The following is a 15,365-nucleotide window of genomic DNA, read 5'->3' as shown; positions in this document are numbered from 1 at the left end:
CCGCCATGTCCGAAGACCTCTTCCTCAAGGCCCGCGCGGCGATGCGGAAGTGCCACGCGCCCTATTCGAACTTCCCCGTGGGAGCCGCGCTGCGCACCGAGGACGGCCGCATCTACGCGGGCTGCAACATCGAGGTCGTGAGCTTTCCGGAGGGCTGGTGCGCCGAGACGACGGCGATCGCCCACATGGTCATGGACGGCGGCGGCAAGATCGCGGAGATCGCCGTCGTGGCCGAGCGCCTGCGCGCGTGCTCCCCCTGCGGCGGTTGCCGGCAGCGCATCGCAGAATTCGCCCGTCCCGAAACGCGCGTCTTCCTGTGCGATGCGACGGAGGGCGTGATCGAGACCGTGCTGATGGACGAACTCCTGCCCAAGGCGTTTCCAAAGGACGCCGTCTGATGAGCGCGTTGGCCGACGCGCTGCGTTCCCATCTCGGCGCCCGCGTGCCGCGGGTCGCGCTGGTGCTGGGGTCCGGGCTCGGCGCGCTGGTCGAGGCGGTGGAGGACGCGCGTCACATCCCCTATGCCGCCTTGCCCGGCATGCCTGTGTCCGCCGTCAGCGGTCATGCCGGCGAGGTCGTGATCGGGCGGCTGGGCGGGGTCGAGATCGTGATCCTGTCGGGGCGCATCCACTACTACGAAGCGGGCGATCCGGCCGCCATGCGCCCGGCGCTGGAAGCTTTGAAGGCCATCGGGATCGAGATCCTCGTCCTCACCAACGCCGCCGGTTCGGTGAACCCGGCGATCGGACCGGGCGAGGTCATGCTGATCGAGGACCACATCGCCTTCTCCGGGCGCAACCCGCTGATCGGGGAGGCGACCGACGCACGCTTCGTCGGGATGACGACCGCCTACGACGCGGCCCTCAGAACCGCCATGCTGCGCGCGGCGGTGAAGGTGGAGGAGGGGCTCCACCGGGGCGTCTACATGTGGTTCTCCGGTCCCTCCTTCGAGACGCCGGCCGAGATCCGCATGGCGCGGGTCCTCGGGGCCGATGCGGTCGGCATGTCCACCGTTCCGGAGACCATCCTCGCCCGCTTCCTCCAACTTCGGGTCGTCGCGGCCTCGGTGATCACCAACATGGGGGCCGGCATCACCGGCAACGAATTGAGCCACACGGAAACCAAGGAGGTCGCCCCCACCGGCGGGGCGCGTCTCGCCCGTATCCTGCGCGAAGCCCTGCCGGACATCGCCGCGTGATCCTGCCGCAGGAGATCATCCGCCGGAAGCGCGACGGCGGCACCCTCTCCGCCGCGGAGATCGTCGAGTTCGTGGCGGGCGTCACAGAGGGGACGGTGAGCGAAGGGCAGATCGCCGCCTTTGCCATGGCCGTCTTCCTGCGCGGCATGCGGGCGGACGAGACCGTCGCCCTGACGCTCGCCATGCGCGATAGCGGCGAGGTGCTGGACTGGTCCGACCTGCCCGGTCCCGCCGTCGACAAGCACTCGACGGGCGGCGTCGGCGACAACGTGTCCCTGATGCTCGCCCCGATCCTGGCGGCTTGCGGCGCGTACGTGCCCATGATCTCCGGCCGTGGCCTCGGCCATACCGGCGGCACGCTCGACAAGCTGGAGGCCATTCCGGGCTATGGCGTGACGCCTGGGCCCGACGTCCTCCGCCGCACGGTGCGCGAGGCCGGCTGCGCCATCGTCGGCCCCAGCGCCCGCCTCGCCCCGGCCGACGGACGCATCTACGCCGTGCGCGACACGACGGCGACGGTGGAATCCATTCCCCTCATCACCGCCTCGATCCTGTCCAAGAAGCTCGCCTCGGGCGTCAGAACGCTGGTGCTCGACGTGAAGACCGGCTCGGGCGCCTTCATGCCGAGCCTTGACGCCGCCGCGTCGCTGGCCCGCACCCTGGTGGACGTCGCCAAGGGCGCAGGCATCGCCTGCAGCGCCCTTCTCACCGGCATGGACGAGCCGCTCGCCCGCGATGCCGGCAACGCGCTGGAGGTTCGCAACGCCGTCCGTTTCCTTCGCGGCGAGCACCGCGATCCGCGACTGGAAGCCGTGACGCTTGCGCTGGCTGCCGAGGCGTTGAGGGGAGGCGGTCTGGCCGGCGGCCTGAGCGAAGCCGAGGGCGCGGCGCGGCAGGCCCTCGACAGCGGGGAGGCGGCCGAGCGGTTCGCACGGATGGTGGCAGCGCTCGGTGGACCGTCGGATCTTCTGGAGCGTCCCGAGCAGCATCTGGCGGCAGCCCCGGTGGTCCGGCCGGTGCGTGCGGCGCGGGCGGGCGTCGTCGCCGCCATCGACACCCGTGCCTTGGGTCTCGCCGTCGTGGAACTCGGCGGCGGTCGTATCCGCCCGGGCGATCCGATCGATCCCGCCGTCGGTCTGGAGCGCATCGCGCCGATCGGCACCGTCGTGGCCGAAGGGGACCCGATCTGCCTCGTCCACGCGCGGAGCGAAGCCGACGCGAACCGTGCCGGGAGCGCGCTGCTGCGCGCCGTCACCCTGTCCGAGACGGGGGCGGCGACGCAGACGGTTCTCCAGCGCTTCGGCTGAGCCGCGGGGGCGTTCGCCCGATCGCCTCGTCGCCGTGCTTCAATTCAGGACGCGGCGATCGGCCGGCGCGTCGAGCGAGAAGGCGGGGATCTCCACCTCGAAGAGGGTGCCGTCGATCGACTGCATGCGGTAGTGCCCGCGCATGATGCCGGACGAGGTCGTGAGCGGACAGCCGGACGTGTAGGTGAAGCTGTCGCCGGGCTCCAGGATCGGCTCCTCGCCGACGACGCCCGGCCCTTCCACCACCTCGACGCGGCCCCGCGCATCCGTGATCAGCCAGCGGCGGGCGCGCAGCTGCACCGTCTCGCGCGAGCCGTTCTCGATCTCCACCTGATAGGCGAAGACCCAGTGACCGCCCGACGGATCGGACTGGTCGCTGAGGTAGGAGGGTGTGACCCTCACCGTGATATGGCGCGTCGTCGCCTGATACATCTTCGGTTTCGCGTTCGGCGCGGACTGGCGCGGGAAAAGGATGGGCCGCACTCGCCAAATGATTGCGGCAAATCCGAGATCAACGCCCCTGAAGGCCGCGGCGACGCGGTCAGATGGCGGCGAGGGCCCGCTCGATGTCCTCCACGAGATCGGCCGCGTCCTCGATGCCGGCCGACAGCCGCAGCAGCCCCGGGCCGATGCCGAGCTCGACCCGCGCCTCTTCCGTCAGGCTCTTGTGCGTCGTGGTGGCCGGATGGGTGATCAGGCTCTTCGCGTCGCCGAGGTTGTTGGAGATCATGATGATCTCGAGCGCGTTGGCGAACCGGAAGGCCGCTTCCTTCCCACCCTTGAGATCGAGCGCCAGCAACGTCGAGCCGCCCTTCATCTGGCGCGCGATGACCTCCGCGTCCGGGTGGTCGGCGCGACCGGGATAGATGACGCGCGAGACCTTCGGCGAGGCTGCGAGCGCGTCGGCGAGTGCCGCCGCGTTGGCCGTCTGCTGGGCGACGCGCAGCGGTAGCGTCTCCAGGCCTTTGAGCAGGCACCAGGCGTTGAACGGCGAGAGCGAGGGGCCGGTGTGGCGGAAGAAATCCTGCAGCTCTTCGGCGATCCACTGTGCGTCCGAGAGGATCACGCCGCCGAGGCATCGGCCCTGGCCGTCGATATGCTTCGTCGCCGAATACACGACGACGTCCGCCCCGAGCTCCAGCGGCTTCTGCTGCATGGGCGTGGCGAACACGTTGTCGACGATGAGCCGCGCGCCGGCCTCGTGGGCGATGTCGGCGACGGCCGCGATGTCGATGACTTCCAGCGTCGGGTTGGTCGGGCTTTCCAGGAAGAAGAGCTTGGTCTCCGGTCGCACCGCCGCCTTCCACTGCTCGAGGTCGCGCCCATCGACCAGCGTGCAGGCGACGCCCGCGCGCCCGAGCACGGTCTCGATGATGTAGCGACAGGAACCGAACAGCGCCCGCGCGGCGACCACGTGGTCGCCGGCCTTCACCGAGCACTGCAGTGCGGCCGAGACCGCCGCCATGCCCGACGCGGTGGCGCGCGCGTCCTCGGCGCCTTCCAGCGCCATCATCCGCTCCTCGAACATGCGCGTCGTCGGGTTGGCGTAGCGCGAATAGACGAAGCCCGGCTCCTCGCCCTTGAAGCGCGCCTCGGCGGCCTCGGCGCTAGGATAGACGAAGCCCTGCGTCAGGAAAAGCGCCTCCGACGTCTCGCCGAAGTCGGAGCGCATCGTCCCGCCGTGGACCATGGCGGTCGCCGGGCGAAGGGGGCGAGGCGCATCGTTCTTCTTCAGCATGGGACGTCTCCGCGGCCGCTTGGAACAGGGCAACAGACGCAGGAAAGCCGCTCGAAGTGACGCGAAACGGCCTTTAGCGACTTGTTTTACGTGGCTGCAAGCCGGCCGGCAAATCACCACGAACGGTGTCGAGCCTTAATCCTGTCCGCAGCCGAAATCAATCGCCCGTTCCCAAGGCCCGCACGGCCTGCTAACGCGTTGGAGGTTGAGGAGTTGAGTTCATGACCGGCGGCATCCTTCCCGATCGCGAAATCGCGCGTTTGCGTAATGACGGACGCATCCGCTGCGAGCGCCCCTTCGACGCCGACCAGATCCAGCCGGCGAGTCTCGACCTGCGGCTCGGAGCGAAAGCCTACCGCGTGCGCGCGAGTTTCCTGCCGGGGCGAGGCAATCCGGTGGAGGCCAAGCTTGGGCGCCTGTCCATGCATGAGATCGACCTTGCCGGCGGCGCGGTGCTGGAGACCGGCTGCGTCTACGTCGTGCCGCTGCAGGAGGGGCTCGATCTGCCCGCCGACATGCGCGCGGCGACCAACCCGAAAAGCTCCACCGGCCGGCTCGACATCTTCACCCGCGTCCTCGCCGACGGGACGCAGGAGTTCGACAAGATCCCGGCCGGCTACCGGGGGCCACTCTATCTCGAGATCAGCCCGCGCACCTTTCCGATCGTGGTCCGCCCCGGCTCGCGCCTGACGCAGATCCGTTTTCGCACCGGCGACGCGCAGCTCGGGGAAGGGGACCTCGCGGCCCTTCACGGCACCGAGCGCCTGACCAGCGCGGCCGACGCCAACATCTCTGGCGGCGGCATCGCCCTTTCGATCGACCTTGCGGGCGACGACACCGGCCTCGTCGGCTATCGCGGCAAGCGGCACACGGGCGTCGTGGACGTCGACCGGCGCGGGGCGCTGGCCGTGCTCGACTTCTGGGAGCCGATCCGGCGGGGGACCGTCGGCGAGCTCGTTCTCGATCCGGACGAGTTCTACATCCTGGTCTCCAAGGAGGCGGTGCATGTGCCGCCGGCCTATGCCGCCGAAATGACGCCGTTCGATCCCCTGGTCGGCGAGTTCCGCGTCCACTACGCCGGCTTCTTCGATCCGGGCTTCGGCCATTCGGCGGCCGGCGGTTCGGGCAGCCGCGCCGTTCTGGAGGTGCGCAGCCACGACGTGCCGTTCATTCTGGAGGACGGACAGATCGTCGGCCGTCTCGTCTACGAACGCATGGCGGGTCTGCCCGACCGGCTCTACGGCACGGACCTCAGATCCAACTACCAGGCGCAGGGCCTGAAACTCTCCAAGCATTTCGCCTGAAACCCCGCGAGCGCCGCTTGACGGCCGCCCTGCCTTGCGGGCAGTGTCCAACCTGAGCGCGGGCGTAGTTCAGCGGTAGAACGCCAGCTTCCCAAGCTGGATGTCGTGGGTTCGATCCCCATCGCCCGCTCCAACAATTTCAAGCACTTAGAGCGATAGTCGGACCTTTGGTCCGCACCCGTGGTCCCGATATGGTCCCAACGGGCGCGAACAGGGGCGAACAATCACGCCCCCTTCGACGCTATGAACGCTTCGATTTCGGAAGCCCGCCAGCGCTTGCACCGCTTGCTGAGGCGGATCGCAGCCGGCAGCTCGTTCCTTTTTTCCATCTCCCATAGCGTGGTCCGCCCGACGCTGAGGCGGGTCATCACTTCGTCGGTGGAGAGAAGCATTTCGGGAGCCTTGATCGGATCAGGCATCATCGCTCTCTCCCCTTGGTGCCAGTCTCGACCGGCTCGAACGGGCCGTGCGGGTGAGGGTGGCGCGCCGATCCGAGCAACTCGCTGACCGACAGCACGAACGGGATTGCCTGAGGACGTCGGGCCAGCACGTAACCCTCGACCGGCTCGCACATCACTCGGATCGGGCCGCCGGGCGACATCCAGCGTTTAGGGATCGGCGCTCCAGGCGAAATGGCAAATGACTTGCTCATGGCCGCTTCCGCTCGATCGGGAAGCCGTCGGGGCTGACGCGATGGAAGATGCCCCAGCAGGCTTCGTCGAACTGCTCGGCTGTCACGACGAGATCGACCGGCGCAAGCTCGTCATCGGATAAAGCAATGACGTCGCCGAGCGCGGCGGCCCACATGATGCGGAAGGTGCCGGTCACTGGATCGCGGAAGGCGTAGAAGCCGTCGTCCGCGAACTTCTCCGAACCGGTCAGAGCGGCGCGCGGGAGGGTGAGGGCGCCCATCACGAGGCCTCCCCATCGCGCGCAAGAATGAACTCGGCAGCTTCCCGCAGCCGCACTGTTCCGAATGCGGAGCGGATCGCCTGAGCGCGGGTCAGAAAGGCCGACGGAGTGTTGTCGAGGATGGGCGTCGCTTCGTAGAGGCCCCGCTTCCCATCACTCTGCCAGATTGAGAAACGGCAACCGAGTGTTTCCAACCCGACGACGTAATCCTCCGCAGTGAGGTCGGCGGTCGGTTCGGGCGCTCGATCTGGCGCGACATACGCAACGACCTCGCCACCTTTCACGATCGGCACGAAACCCAGGTATTCGGCCGAACTGCGAATACGCCCTGCCTCGTCGGGATTGGCGTCAAGGAAGTTCGCCATCACGCCGGCCTCGCATCGAAAAAGGCGAGGGCAGAGCGCACGAGGGCTTCGTCGAAATCATAAAGGTTCTGTTCTGCGAGCACGACGCGTAGCACCATCGCTACGCCCGCCAAGCTTGTGCAGGCGGGCATCTTATGCGGCTCGGCGTTGATCTCTTCGAAGAAGGGGCCCCACGTCTGATCACGCAGGGCGTTCAGATCCTCGTCACTGATGCCCGTGGGAGTGTTGTTGAACGCCTCCATTTGCGCCCGATAGGTCGTCAGCAGATCGAGCGCGGGATCAGTCCGTTCGGCGGCAGGGGCCTCGACTGGTGCGCAGCCCGGCGCTGCAGCTACGACGGCGGCACAGAAGCCGAGCGCCATCCCGGCGCCCGTGCTGGAAAGGAGGGCTCGCCGGTTCATTGGGCGATCTCCCCACTGGAACGATCGCAGATGCCGCTGTTCCAGAACTGCAGCCAGAGATCATCCAGCATGTGAGCAGCTTCGAAGATGTCGGCAGCAAGCGTCGTCATGCCATCGGCGACTTCCTCCTTGAACTCCGAAGTCCCGCCTTCAAGGTAGGTCTCCGCAAGGAAGCGTTGCAGCTTCGCTAGGCGATGGATGCGGGAGATCGTCGGCTCGAGGTTGCTAAATGCGCCTTTGGCGTCGACGAATGGGGGGAAGGGAGCGCGGTTCATTATGCGGTCTCCCGCCGGGAAGCGTCGAAAGCGCGCTCCCATGCTTCGAACACCGTGCTTCCGGCCCTCTGCGAGCGGTAGGCGATGAACGTCAACATCTCCGCATGCTCGTGCTGAAGTACCGTCGAGCCGTCTGGCCCGTTCGAAACGATCAGCTCTTCAACGAGGAAGCCAAGGACCATTCCATAGATCCGGGCATCGTGTGCGACTGGCTCCATATCGAAGATTTCGCCGAAGGCCGTTCGTTTCTCCGCTTGATCGGGAATTGCGGACGCGGGGGTAGCGGTGGTATGTCTGCGACCGTTCATCTCGGTCTCCTGTGAAGGGGTGGTTGGGGTTGGGCCGCGGCTCGGAGGGATTGCCGTCCCTGCCGAGCCACTTTCTTTCCTGCGCCGAGGCGGGGAGAGATTTGGCGCTATTCCGCGCTCGCCGGCTGGTGGCCGACGTCAGGCGTTTCGATACGAGCGGATGGCGTTCTGGAGCCGGCGGCGGGCGTTGTACTCAACGCGCTTCGCCTTCTGGGCATCCTGATATTCGACGGTCGTGGCGGTCATCATGGCGGCCCACTCGGGGCTGTCGCGTTCGACCTTTTCCAGACGGTTCACGGCCTTGTGGTAAACGTAGGCCGACTTCAGTTCCTCGTCGTGCGCCTTGCGCTGACGGGTGGCGTCGTCGAGTTCGATCGAGCGCCTAGCGATGTCGAGCAGGCCGGTGAGCTGCGCGAGCGACGATGCGGGCGCGAGGCTGACGGGCTGGGGGTGTTCGGTAGAAGCGGGCATATGGCCTCCATCGGGTGACGGATGTCATATAGCCACAACGGCTAAGTCTGTGTCAACATGGTTAAGCTAATTTGGCTAAGTCGTCAGACCTTAGGCTCCACGTCGCTTAGCTGTTCGGCAGGGAAGGCGAACCTGACTTCGCCCAGAACCCAAAGGTCGTGAACGTTGAGACCGTGGATCATTCGCCCGTTGACGGGCTGAATATCCGCACCTTTCTCCGTCGAAATGTCCACTAGGAAGCCGGCGCGAGCTTCGTCGGAGGACGTCCAGACTACGACTAGCCGTCCCCTGTACGCCCACGCATCCTCCTGCACGACTGGAACGAAATACAGCTTGTCTTGGTCGTGGAAGAATGGCCAGCAGCCGTCGCCCTCAACGATCACCCACTCGCCAATGTCATCGCCAAATGGACGGTCGTGAATATCGATGTCAAATTCGTCGAAATCGTTGTTCTCGTCCCGGAAGTCATCAAACCGGCCGTTGGCCTGGAGCGCGCCAACAATAGTGATGACCCGTGTGTTTGGGCGGGTTGACAGCAGATCAAGAGCATCAACGCCTAGCGCGTCGGCGATAGCGCCCATGTAGCCGACGTGGAGCTGGATCTTGCCACGCTCCAGCTTCGACAGGGTGATCGTATGGATACCCAGCTTATCCGCGAGTTGGGTCTGCGTCAGGCCCTTGGCCTTCCGAAGCTCCGCTATCCGATTGCTGTGCTCTCTCGCCATTTAGCCGTTCTCGCTTACCGTTGCTCGCATGTATATGGCTAATTCGGCTAAGTCGCTCTTGAAATCACTAAGCCGATACGGCTATCTGATCGTACGGTTAACGATCGATGGCGACTATGACACCAAGGCAGTGGCGGACAGCTATCAAGCTCACCCTGGAAGAGGCGGCCGCGGCTGTCGGCATTTCCGGCAAGAACCCGGCCAGGACTTGGCAGCGGTGGGAGGTGGGCGAACGTGCTCCGCCCGCGACTGTCGTGGCTCGGGTTGAGAAGCTTAGCGACAGTCGCGTCAAGGCGTCGGACTGGCCGTCGATCGTAGATGGTCGGAGGCGCGCCGCGTGATTACCATTCAGCTTCAGAACGTCCAGTGCGCCGAGGTGACGACCGGCCAGGCCGGAGCTTTCGTCACGCTGCGCTTCGGCAACAATGATCGCGTCGTCTACCACGCGCGATCGGCCACCGACGCCCGCGCCCTGGCCGCCATCTTCAACGGCGCGCTTCAGCAGGACGCTTCGCACGCACATACGGGTGCGCCCGCACGCGAGGGGGCGCCGGAATGAACGGCTCATACGAAATCGATATTTCTCTCGTCGAGCGCGGCACGCGTTTGCGGGACGAGGACGAGGCCCAAGTCTCTACGCTGATGAACAGCATCGGGGCGGTGGGTTTGCTCCATCCGATTACGGTCTACCAGCGCCCCGTCATTCGAGGATCCAACACCGTGTCAGGGTTTGGCCTTGTCGCGGGGCTCCACAGGCTCAGCGCCTGCCGGGCTCTTGAGTGGATCACGATCCCGGCGATCGTCGTCACCTTGGGCGAGCTGGAGCGGCAGATCGCCGAGTGCGACGAGAACCTTTGCGGCCCTCGTCTCAGCCCGTCCGACCAAGCACTGTTCACGCGGCGGAGGAAGGAAGCATACGAAGCGCTCCATCCCGAGACGCGGCACGGAGAAAACCAGCACACGAGCAGTCGCCAAGTTGGCAACTCCTCAAGTGAACGCTTCACAGCGGATACCGCTGCCGCAACCGGACGCTCCGAGAGAGCTGTTCAACGCGATGCGGAACGTGGGCAGAAGGTGTCTCAGGACGCTCTCGACATCATCCGCCACACGAAGCTGGACACCGGGTCATATCTCGACAAGCTGAAGAAGCTCCCGGCCGAAGAACAGGTTCGATCCGCCAAACGCGACCTCGTCATCAGCGAGAAGGCTGATCGTGCCGAGGATCGAGCAAAATCCGTCGGCGCGCGACCGCCCGCCGCCGAACCCGAACCCGTAGACCAGTTTGCCGCGTGGGTGGATCTGACGGAGCAGACGGCCGAGTTGACCGCCGACGCGATCTTCGCTGCCTGCCCAGTGCGGTCACGTCCGACGCTGTCTCAGCGGTGCGAGGCGGTGCGCGCCATCATCGACCGCCTAGACGAGTTGATCGAGAAACCGCCAGCACGTGGAGGCGCCGCATGAGCGGGTCGGCGATACGCTGGGCGCGAGCACAGAAGATTGAAAGCGCGTCCTTGAAAAGCCTGCTGCGCGCTATCGCTGACCGGTGCAATCCGGCGGGCGTAACGACGGCGTCTCAAGCGACGCTTGCGGCCGACATGTCGATCTCGGAGCGTCAGGTACGGAAGACGCTCGCTGTTGCCGAGCGGATGGGCCTGATCTCCCGAACGAAACGCAGCGCTGGGGCGCGCGGGCGGACAAGCGACGCCATCGCCCTGACGGTCTCGCGGGACTTCAATCTCGCAGCTTCCGACGTCGCCGCAGCCGCCGAAAAGGGGGTTCGTAACCGGAAGCTTTCGAAGCTCGCAACCGGAACCCTACTACCGGTAGCGTCGAAATCGCAACCGGAACCGGGGTTCCGGGGAATAGAGTATATATCTACTACGGGCAGCGCCGAGCCGAAAACTCAGCAGTCGTTCCAAGGGGTGAGAGCTGCGGATCGTCGAGCCCAATCGGCTGACGTTGCCGCCCCGGTCGACGGTGTTGCGATGCCGCCCGAAACCTCACCCCATGGAACGATTTCTTCGCGACGCTGGACGGGTAGCATCTACGCGAGGCACCGGGCACTGACCGCACGCACGACGCGGGGGACGGTCCATTGATCGGCGACCTGTGGCCTCACCAGAAGCGCGGCCTCGAGGTTCTGCGCGCATCCCTCATGGCTGGCTGCCGTCGACCGATGGTCCAGGCGGCGACCGGCGCCGGCAAGACGCTGTTCGCCACGAAGATCATCGAAATGGCGCTCGCGAAGGGCAAGCGGGTTGCGTTCGTCGTCCCGTTCCTCTCGCTGATCGGCCAGACCGTCCGCGTCTTGCGGGCGCAAGGCATCGACGCAGTCGGCGTGATGCAGGGTATCCACGAACTGACGGATGCGACGCAGCCGGTCCAGGTGTGCTCGATCCAGACCCTGAGCCGCCGGGCGCTGCCGAAAGTGGACCTCGTCATCGTCGACGAGGCGCACGTGATGTACCAGTTCCTGCGGACGTGGATGGCTATGCCGGAATGGTCTCGCGTCCCGTTCGTCGGCCTGTCGGCGACGCCATGGGCGAAGGGCCTAGGCAAGCACTACGACGACCTCATCGTGATGGCGACCGCGGCCGAGCTGATCGAGGCGAAGCGATTGTCCCCCTATCGGGTCTTCGCACCGTCGCACCCCGACTTGTCGAAGGTCCGCACGACGGCCGGCGACTACAACGAGGGCGACCTATCCGAGGTGATGTCGCAGCCGACGCTGGTTGGCGACGTCGTCTCGACATGGCTGCGCCAAGCGGAAGAGCGCCCGACGCTCGTCTTCGCCGTCGATCGAGCGCATGCCCGGCGACTGGCCGACGAGTTCGAAGCCGCTGGCGTGCCGTCCGAGTACGTTGACGCCAACACCCCGATCGAGGAGCGCGACGCGATCGGCGAGCGCCTTGCCGATGGCCGGATCAAGGTTGTGGTGAACATCGGCACGTTGACCACTGGCGTCGATTGGGACGTCCGCTGTATCGTCCTGGCACGGCCGACGAAGTCCGAGATGCTGTTCGTCCAGATCATCGGACGGGGCTTGCGGTTGGCGGATGGCAAGACCGACTGCCTCGTGCTCGACCACAGCGACACGACGCTGCGCCTCGGCTTCCCGTCCGAGATCCACTACGACAGGCTGGACGACGGCAAGCCCAAGACCTCGACGCAGGCGAAGCGCGAGAAGTCGACGCCGCTCCCGAAGGAATGCCCGAGCTGCACACGGCTCAAGCCGGCTGGGGTGCGCGAGTGCCCAAGCTGCGGGTTCGCCCCGGAGAAGCAATCCGGGATCGAGTGCTTCGACGGCGATCTCGTTCCGCTGAAAGGGTCAAAGGAGAAGAAGCGGCGGGAGCCGACGCCGCATTCGCCGCAGGAGGTCTACGGCATGCTGCTGTGGCACGCGAACGAGCGCGGCTACAAGCCAGGCTACGCCATCGCCAAGTTCGTCGATCGGTACGGATCGTACCCCGACAAGATGGGGGTAAAGCGCCAGCCGATGGAGCCGGACGCGGCCTTCCTCGGCTGGATACGATCCATGCAGATCCGGTACGCGAAGGGGATGGAAAAGAAGCGCCGGGAGGACCCGACCCTTGCGCTTTGAGCCCCTGAAGGAACGCTGCAAGGGTCGTTGGCAGAGCATCCTGCCAGCGGTCGGCATCGCGTCGAAGTTCCTCCGCAACACCCACGGCCCATGCCCTATGTGCGGGGGGAAGGATCGCTTCCGATTTGATGACAAGGGCGGTTACGGCACATGGTTTTGCGGCCAGTGCGATCCGCAGTCCGGCGACGGCATCGAGATCGTGAAGAAGTTTCTCGGCCTCGACTTCAAGGCCGCGGCCGCCCGCATCGAGCCGTTGATCGGAACCGCGGTCGTCATTGAGAAAGTCGGGGGGCTGACGGACAAGCGCGCCGCCGAGCTGTCATCGCGGCTCTGGCGCCGGGCGAAACCGATCACAGCCATCGACCCTGCCGGGATCTATCTGTCCGAGCGATGCGGGCTGATGTCGTTTCCCGAATGCCTGCGGTACGTGCCGGATGAGCGGTACACGGAGGACAAGGGCAAGCGGCCGACCTACCACCACTGCATGGTCGCGCGGATGATCGCCCACGACGACAGCAAGGCGAAGCTGCATCGCACGTATCTTACACATGACGGCCTCAAGGCGCCGCTCGCGCGGCCTCGGGTCATGATGCCCGGCGAGACGCCTGTTGGGTCGGCGGTTCGCCTGATGCCCTGCGACGACATCGTGGGCATCGCTGAGGGGATAGAGACGGCGCTCTCGGCGTCCCGGCTTCACGACGGCATTCCGGTCTGGGCGGCTCTGACCGCTCATCTGCTGGAGAACTGGATACCGCCGGCAAGCGTCCAACACGTGATGATCTTCGGCGACAACGACGCCAGCAACACGGGGCAGGCTGCGGCCTTCGGGCTGGCAAAGCGCCTGACCGCGAAGGGCGTCGTCGCCGACGTCTGCCTGCCGCCCTTTCAGGGGCACGACTGGAACGACGAATGGGTGAAGAAGGGGCGACCATGAAGGCGACGAACGACAACGTGGGCGGCTTGGCGATGGCATTGGTCAAGCTTCGCCTCGTCACGAACGATAGTGTGTGCGACGCGATGGAAGCAGTTGACCACCTGACGGATGCCGAACTCGACGAACTGGAGCGTCGGTGCAGCTACGTCGGCGTCGACATGGACCTCACCTACGAGGCCATTCGTTGCGAGCGACTAATCCGAAAAGATCGTCCTGACCTGGGTGGAGACGTCGCGTAATGGCTAAGCCATCGAAGCCGAAGAAGAACCCCAACGGCGAGAAGCCCGGCCCGGATGGCACGGTCTACCAGCCGCGCCGCGTCCGCACGGGGACGCAGGCCATCATGACTACGAAGGTGCGCTGCCGCCCGGGCACGTTCGAATGGCGATACGGCCGCCTGGGCAACGCCCTTTACCACGCTGGGTCATCGTTCGCCCGTCTCTGGGAGAAGGCTGGCATCGCCTCGGCGGGCTCGTCTGCGATCGGCGTAGGTGGAGGTGAGGGGGCCTGGCGCGGGATGCCCGACGGACGTGTGGTTGCCCTCGACGAGGTGCAGAAGATCAGCGCCGAGCTGGGCGGCCCAATCATGCGGCGGCTGGTGTCCTACTGCGTAGAAGGGCGCACGCCGCGCGAGATCGCGGCCACGTATCGGCAGCAGGCGGACGAGCGGCAGATGGGGTTCGTGTTGCAGCAGGATCTGACCGACCTTGCACGCGCAATGAAATTTGCCGCTTAGGACTAGATACCTGCCGTTAGGACCGTTGACCTTTCGTGACGGATGCTCTAGGTGTTTCTTCAGGTGTCGCACTGCGACTGAAGGGCTCGCTTCGGCGGGCCTTTCACGTTTCTGACTGGCGAAATCGCCAGTGACAGCATCAGGACGGCGGGGCTTCGATCCCTCGCCAGGGCGCCACGTCAGGACGGTGGAACGCCATAGACGATACGATGAATGTCAGGGTAGACGCCGTCCGCCAAGAGGGTGGCATCTCGAGCGACCGCAGCTTCCTTCTCGGATACCCGCTCGATCGCAAGGATATGGATTGTCCGCAGCGGTGTCCTGCCGCCCTCGATGTCCTGGATGCCGCGCAACTTCATCCCGAGGATGTGGGCCAACTCGCCCTGCGTCAGGTTGAGCTTCTTCCGAAGGCTGATGAACTCTTGCAGCGTCATTGATCGGTAACCCTTCGCGATCTATGTTGGGTGCTGCAACCGGGGGACCCGAAGGCCCCCCGGCCGCTTCTTACCTCAGAGCGATGATGAGGGCCGCGAAACCGATCATCACGCTCAGGGCTTGAAGGATTAGGCTGGCTGTCTCGTAGGACATTGCCTTCTCCTTTGCAGTCAGGCGGAATTGCCTGACCCGTTCTTTATGCACGAATTTCGTGTATGATGCAATGGGTAATGCACGAAATTCGAATATTCTTCGGCCCCGTCTGGCTTCGGCTTGGCGGGGTTTTCGTTGCGCTCTTCGAGGGCTGGCAGCCGATATGGCGCATCACGACCCACATGACGGACGTCTGCGCGGAAGGCGAGGCGTCAAGCAGCGTGCCAGGCGCCTAGCAGCTGAGCCCTTATGTCGTGATTGCGTGGCGCTCGGGCTCGTCGTGCCTGCCGCAGTGCCCGACCACATCGTCCCCCTGGCTCAAGGCGGGAAGGACGAGGACGACAACATCCGGTGCCTGTGCGCCGAGCATCACTTGAAGCGGACGGCCGAGCAGTTCGGTCTTCGGTATCGAGCCCCGGTCGGCGCAGACGGTTGGCCCCTCTGAGACCTCGTCATGTCGAGGTGTGATAAATCGGTCACAAAAGGGGGGGTAGGTCGAAAG

The 15,365-nt window shown here is 65.5% G+C and carries 25 protein-coding genes, 1 tRNA gene and 1 riboswitch; of the genes, 14 read left to right on the top strand and 12 right to left on the bottom strand.

Annotated elements, in window-relative coordinates; all coding sequences use genetic code 11:
- The first annotated feature begins 5 nt into the window (after window positions 1-5).
- From AUL34_RS01810 to deoA, 3 genes are read left to right on the top strand one after another with little or no spacing between them, the layout of a single operon-like run.
- The gene (locus AUL34_RS01810; protein WP_061930228.1) at window positions 6-398 is read left to right on the top strand and encodes a cytidine deaminase; all 393 of its coding nucleotides are present in this window, start codon (window positions 6-8) and stop codon (window positions 396-398) included.
- The gene (locus AUL34_RS01805; RefSeq protein ID WP_061930224.1) at window positions 398-1,198 is read left to right on the top strand and encodes a purine-nucleoside phosphorylase; all 801 of its coding nucleotides are present in this window, start codon (window positions 398-400) and stop codon (window positions 1,196-1,198) included. Before AUL34_RS01810 ends, AUL34_RS01805 begins: the two co-directional genes overlap by 1 nt.
- Window positions 1,198-2,505 (top strand): thymidine phosphorylase, encoded by a 1,308-nt coding sequence (gene deoA / locus AUL34_RS01800; RefSeq protein ID WP_061930629.1) that lies wholly within the window; start codon window positions 1,198-1,200, stop codon window positions 2,503-2,505. The genes AUL34_RS01805 and deoA overlap by 1 nt, the downstream gene beginning before the upstream one ends.
- A gap of 39 nt (window positions 2,506-2,544) precedes the next feature.
- Here deoA and apaG read toward each other — a convergent pair whose 3' ends face one another.
- Window positions 2,545-2,937, bottom strand: coding sequence for a Co2+/Mg2+ efflux protein ApaG (apaG, locus tag AUL34_RS01795; protein WP_061930221.1), 393 nt, complete (start codon window positions 2,935-2,937; stop codon window positions 2,545-2,547).
- Window positions 2,938-3,046: 109 nt separating this feature from the next.
- Complete coding sequence (locus tag AUL34_RS01790; RefSeq protein WP_061930218.1) at window positions 3,047-4,243, bottom strand: O-succinylhomoserine sulfhydrylase; 1,197 nt, start codon at window positions 4,241-4,243, stop codon at window positions 3,047-3,049.
- Window positions 4,244-4,297: 54 nt separating this feature from the next.
- A riboswitch (SAM riboswitch) is annotated at window positions 4,298-4,373 on the bottom strand.
- Window positions 4,374-4,464: 91 nt separating this feature from the next.
- On the opposite strand from AUL34_RS01790, the gene AUL34_RS01785 reads away from it, so the two are divergent.
- On the top strand, window positions 4,465-5,547 hold the full coding sequence (locus AUL34_RS01785; RefSeq protein ID WP_061930215.1) for a 2'-deoxycytidine 5'-triphosphate deaminase: 1,083 nt from the start codon (window positions 4,465-4,467) through the stop codon (window positions 5,545-5,547).
- Window positions 5,548-5,605: 58 nt separating this feature from the next.
- Window positions 5,606-5,680, top strand: a tRNA-Gly gene (locus tag AUL34_RS01780).
- Between the two features lie 91 nt (window positions 5,681-5,771).
- Here the strand turns inward: AUL34_RS01780 and AUL34_RS01775 are convergent.
- The 9 genes from AUL34_RS01775 to AUL34_RS01740 form a co-directional block, all read right to left on the bottom strand.
- Window positions 5,772-5,969, bottom strand: coding sequence for an AlpA family transcriptional regulator (locus tag AUL34_RS01775; protein WP_061930212.1), 198 nt, complete (start codon window positions 5,967-5,969; stop codon window positions 5,772-5,774).
- The gene (locus tag AUL34_RS22115; protein WP_156420734.1) at window positions 5,966-6,199 is read right to left on the bottom strand and encodes a hypothetical protein; all 234 of its coding nucleotides are present in this window, start codon (window positions 6,197-6,199) and stop codon (window positions 5,966-5,968) included. The genes AUL34_RS01775 and AUL34_RS22115 overlap by 4 nt, the downstream gene beginning before the upstream one ends.
- Window positions 6,196-6,459, bottom strand: a complete 264-nt coding sequence (locus AUL34_RS01770) for a hypothetical protein (RefSeq protein ID WP_061930209.1) — start codon at window positions 6,457-6,459, stop codon at window positions 6,196-6,198. Before AUL34_RS01770 ends, AUL34_RS22115 begins: the two co-directional genes overlap by 4 nt.
- The gene (locus AUL34_RS01765; RefSeq protein ID WP_061930206.1) at window positions 6,459-6,824 is read right to left on the bottom strand and encodes a hypothetical protein; all 366 of its coding nucleotides are present in this window, start codon (window positions 6,822-6,824) and stop codon (window positions 6,459-6,461) included. The genes AUL34_RS01770 and AUL34_RS01765 overlap by 1 nt, the downstream gene beginning before the upstream one ends.
- Window positions 6,824-7,186: a hypothetical protein gene (locus AUL34_RS01760; RefSeq protein WP_192845672.1), complete on the bottom strand. Its 363-nt coding sequence runs from the start codon at window positions 7,184-7,186 to the stop codon at window positions 6,824-6,826. Before AUL34_RS01760 ends, AUL34_RS01765 begins: the two co-directional genes overlap by 1 nt.
- A gap of 35 nt (window positions 7,187-7,221) precedes the next feature.
- A complete protein-coding gene (locus AUL34_RS01755) occupies window positions 7,222-7,500 on the bottom strand; it encodes a hypothetical protein (RefSeq protein WP_061930198.1) in 279 nt (92 codons plus the stop codon).
- Complete coding sequence (locus AUL34_RS22110; RefSeq protein ID WP_156420733.1) at window positions 7,500-7,808, bottom strand: hypothetical protein; 309 nt, start codon at window positions 7,806-7,808, stop codon at window positions 7,500-7,502. Before AUL34_RS22110 ends, AUL34_RS01755 begins: the two co-directional genes overlap by 1 nt.
- Window positions 7,809-7,946: 138 nt before the next feature.
- On the bottom strand, window positions 7,947-8,279 hold the full coding sequence (locus AUL34_RS01745; RefSeq protein WP_061930190.1) for a hypothetical protein: 333 nt from the start codon (window positions 8,277-8,279) through the stop codon (window positions 7,947-7,949).
- Between the two features lie 83 nt (window positions 8,280-8,362).
- The gene (locus tag AUL34_RS01740; RefSeq protein ID WP_061930188.1) at window positions 8,363-9,004 is read right to left on the bottom strand and encodes a helix-turn-helix domain-containing protein; all 642 of its coding nucleotides are present in this window, start codon (window positions 9,002-9,004) and stop codon (window positions 8,363-8,365) included.
- Window positions 9,005-9,111: 107 nt separating this feature from the next.
- On the opposite strand from AUL34_RS01740, the gene AUL34_RS23060 reads away from it, so the two are divergent.
- From AUL34_RS23060 to AUL34_RS01705, 8 genes are read left to right on the top strand one after another with little or no spacing between them, the layout of a single operon-like run.
- Window positions 9,112-9,345: a helix-turn-helix transcriptional regulator gene (locus tag AUL34_RS23060; RefSeq protein WP_061930186.1), complete on the top strand. Its 234-nt coding sequence runs from the start codon at window positions 9,112-9,114 to the stop codon at window positions 9,343-9,345.
- Entirely contained in the window at window positions 9,342-9,563 is a 222-nt protein-coding gene (locus tag AUL34_RS01730; RefSeq protein WP_061930183.1) for a hypothetical protein, read from the top strand. The genes AUL34_RS23060 and AUL34_RS01730 overlap by 4 nt, the downstream gene beginning before the upstream one ends.
- Window positions 9,560-10,465: a ParB/RepB/Spo0J family partition protein gene (locus tag AUL34_RS01725; protein WP_061930180.1), complete on the top strand. Its 906-nt coding sequence runs from the start codon at window positions 9,560-9,562 to the stop codon at window positions 10,463-10,465. The genes AUL34_RS01730 and AUL34_RS01725 overlap by 4 nt, the downstream gene beginning before the upstream one ends.
- Window positions 10,462-11,103 (top strand): helix-turn-helix domain-containing protein, encoded by a 642-nt coding sequence (locus AUL34_RS23055; RefSeq protein ID WP_370539015.1) that lies wholly within the window; start codon window positions 10,462-10,464, stop codon window positions 11,101-11,103. The genes AUL34_RS01725 and AUL34_RS23055 overlap by 4 nt, the downstream gene beginning before the upstream one ends.
- Entirely contained in the window at window positions 11,100-12,605 is a 1,506-nt protein-coding gene (locus AUL34_RS01720) for a DEAD/DEAH box helicase (RefSeq protein ID WP_061930177.1), read from the top strand. Before AUL34_RS23055 ends, AUL34_RS01720 begins: the two co-directional genes overlap by 4 nt.
- On the top strand, window positions 12,595-13,539 hold the full coding sequence (locus tag AUL34_RS01715; RefSeq protein WP_061930174.1) for a toprim domain-containing protein: 945 nt from the start codon (window positions 12,595-12,597) through the stop codon (window positions 13,537-13,539). Before AUL34_RS01720 ends, AUL34_RS01715 begins: the two co-directional genes overlap by 11 nt.
- Entirely contained in the window at window positions 13,536-13,778 is a 243-nt protein-coding gene (locus tag AUL34_RS01710) for a hypothetical protein (protein WP_061930171.1), read from the top strand. Before AUL34_RS01715 ends, AUL34_RS01710 begins: the two co-directional genes overlap by 4 nt.
- Window positions 13,778-14,275, top strand: a complete 498-nt coding sequence (locus tag AUL34_RS01705; protein ID WP_061930168.1) for a hypothetical protein — start codon at window positions 13,778-13,780, stop codon at window positions 14,273-14,275. The genes AUL34_RS01710 and AUL34_RS01705 overlap by 1 nt, the downstream gene beginning before the upstream one ends.
- Before the next feature lie 179 nt (window positions 14,276-14,454).
- On the opposite strand, the gene AUL34_RS01700 is transcribed toward AUL34_RS01705, so the two are convergent.
- Window positions 14,455-14,709 carry a helix-turn-helix transcriptional regulator gene (locus AUL34_RS01700; protein ID WP_061930165.1) on the bottom strand — a complete coding sequence of 85 codons (255 nt, stop codon included), beginning with the start codon at window positions 14,707-14,709 and terminating at the stop codon, window positions 14,455-14,457.
- Window positions 14,710-14,933: 224 nt separating this feature from the next.
- Between AUL34_RS01700 and AUL34_RS23050 the strand changes: the two genes are divergently transcribed.
- A complete protein-coding gene (locus AUL34_RS23050) occupies window positions 14,934-15,308 on the top strand; it encodes an HNH endonuclease signature motif containing protein (RefSeq protein WP_082653075.1) in 375 nt (124 codons plus the stop codon).
- The last annotated feature ends 57 nt before the right edge of the window (window positions 15,309-15,365 follow it).

This window comes from Aureimonas sp. AU22, from assembly GCF_001463745.1.
GTDB lineage: Bacteria > Pseudomonadota > Alphaproteobacteria > Rhizobiales > Rhizobiaceae > Aureimonas.
This window is presented reverse-complemented; position numbering and strand designations above follow the sequence as displayed.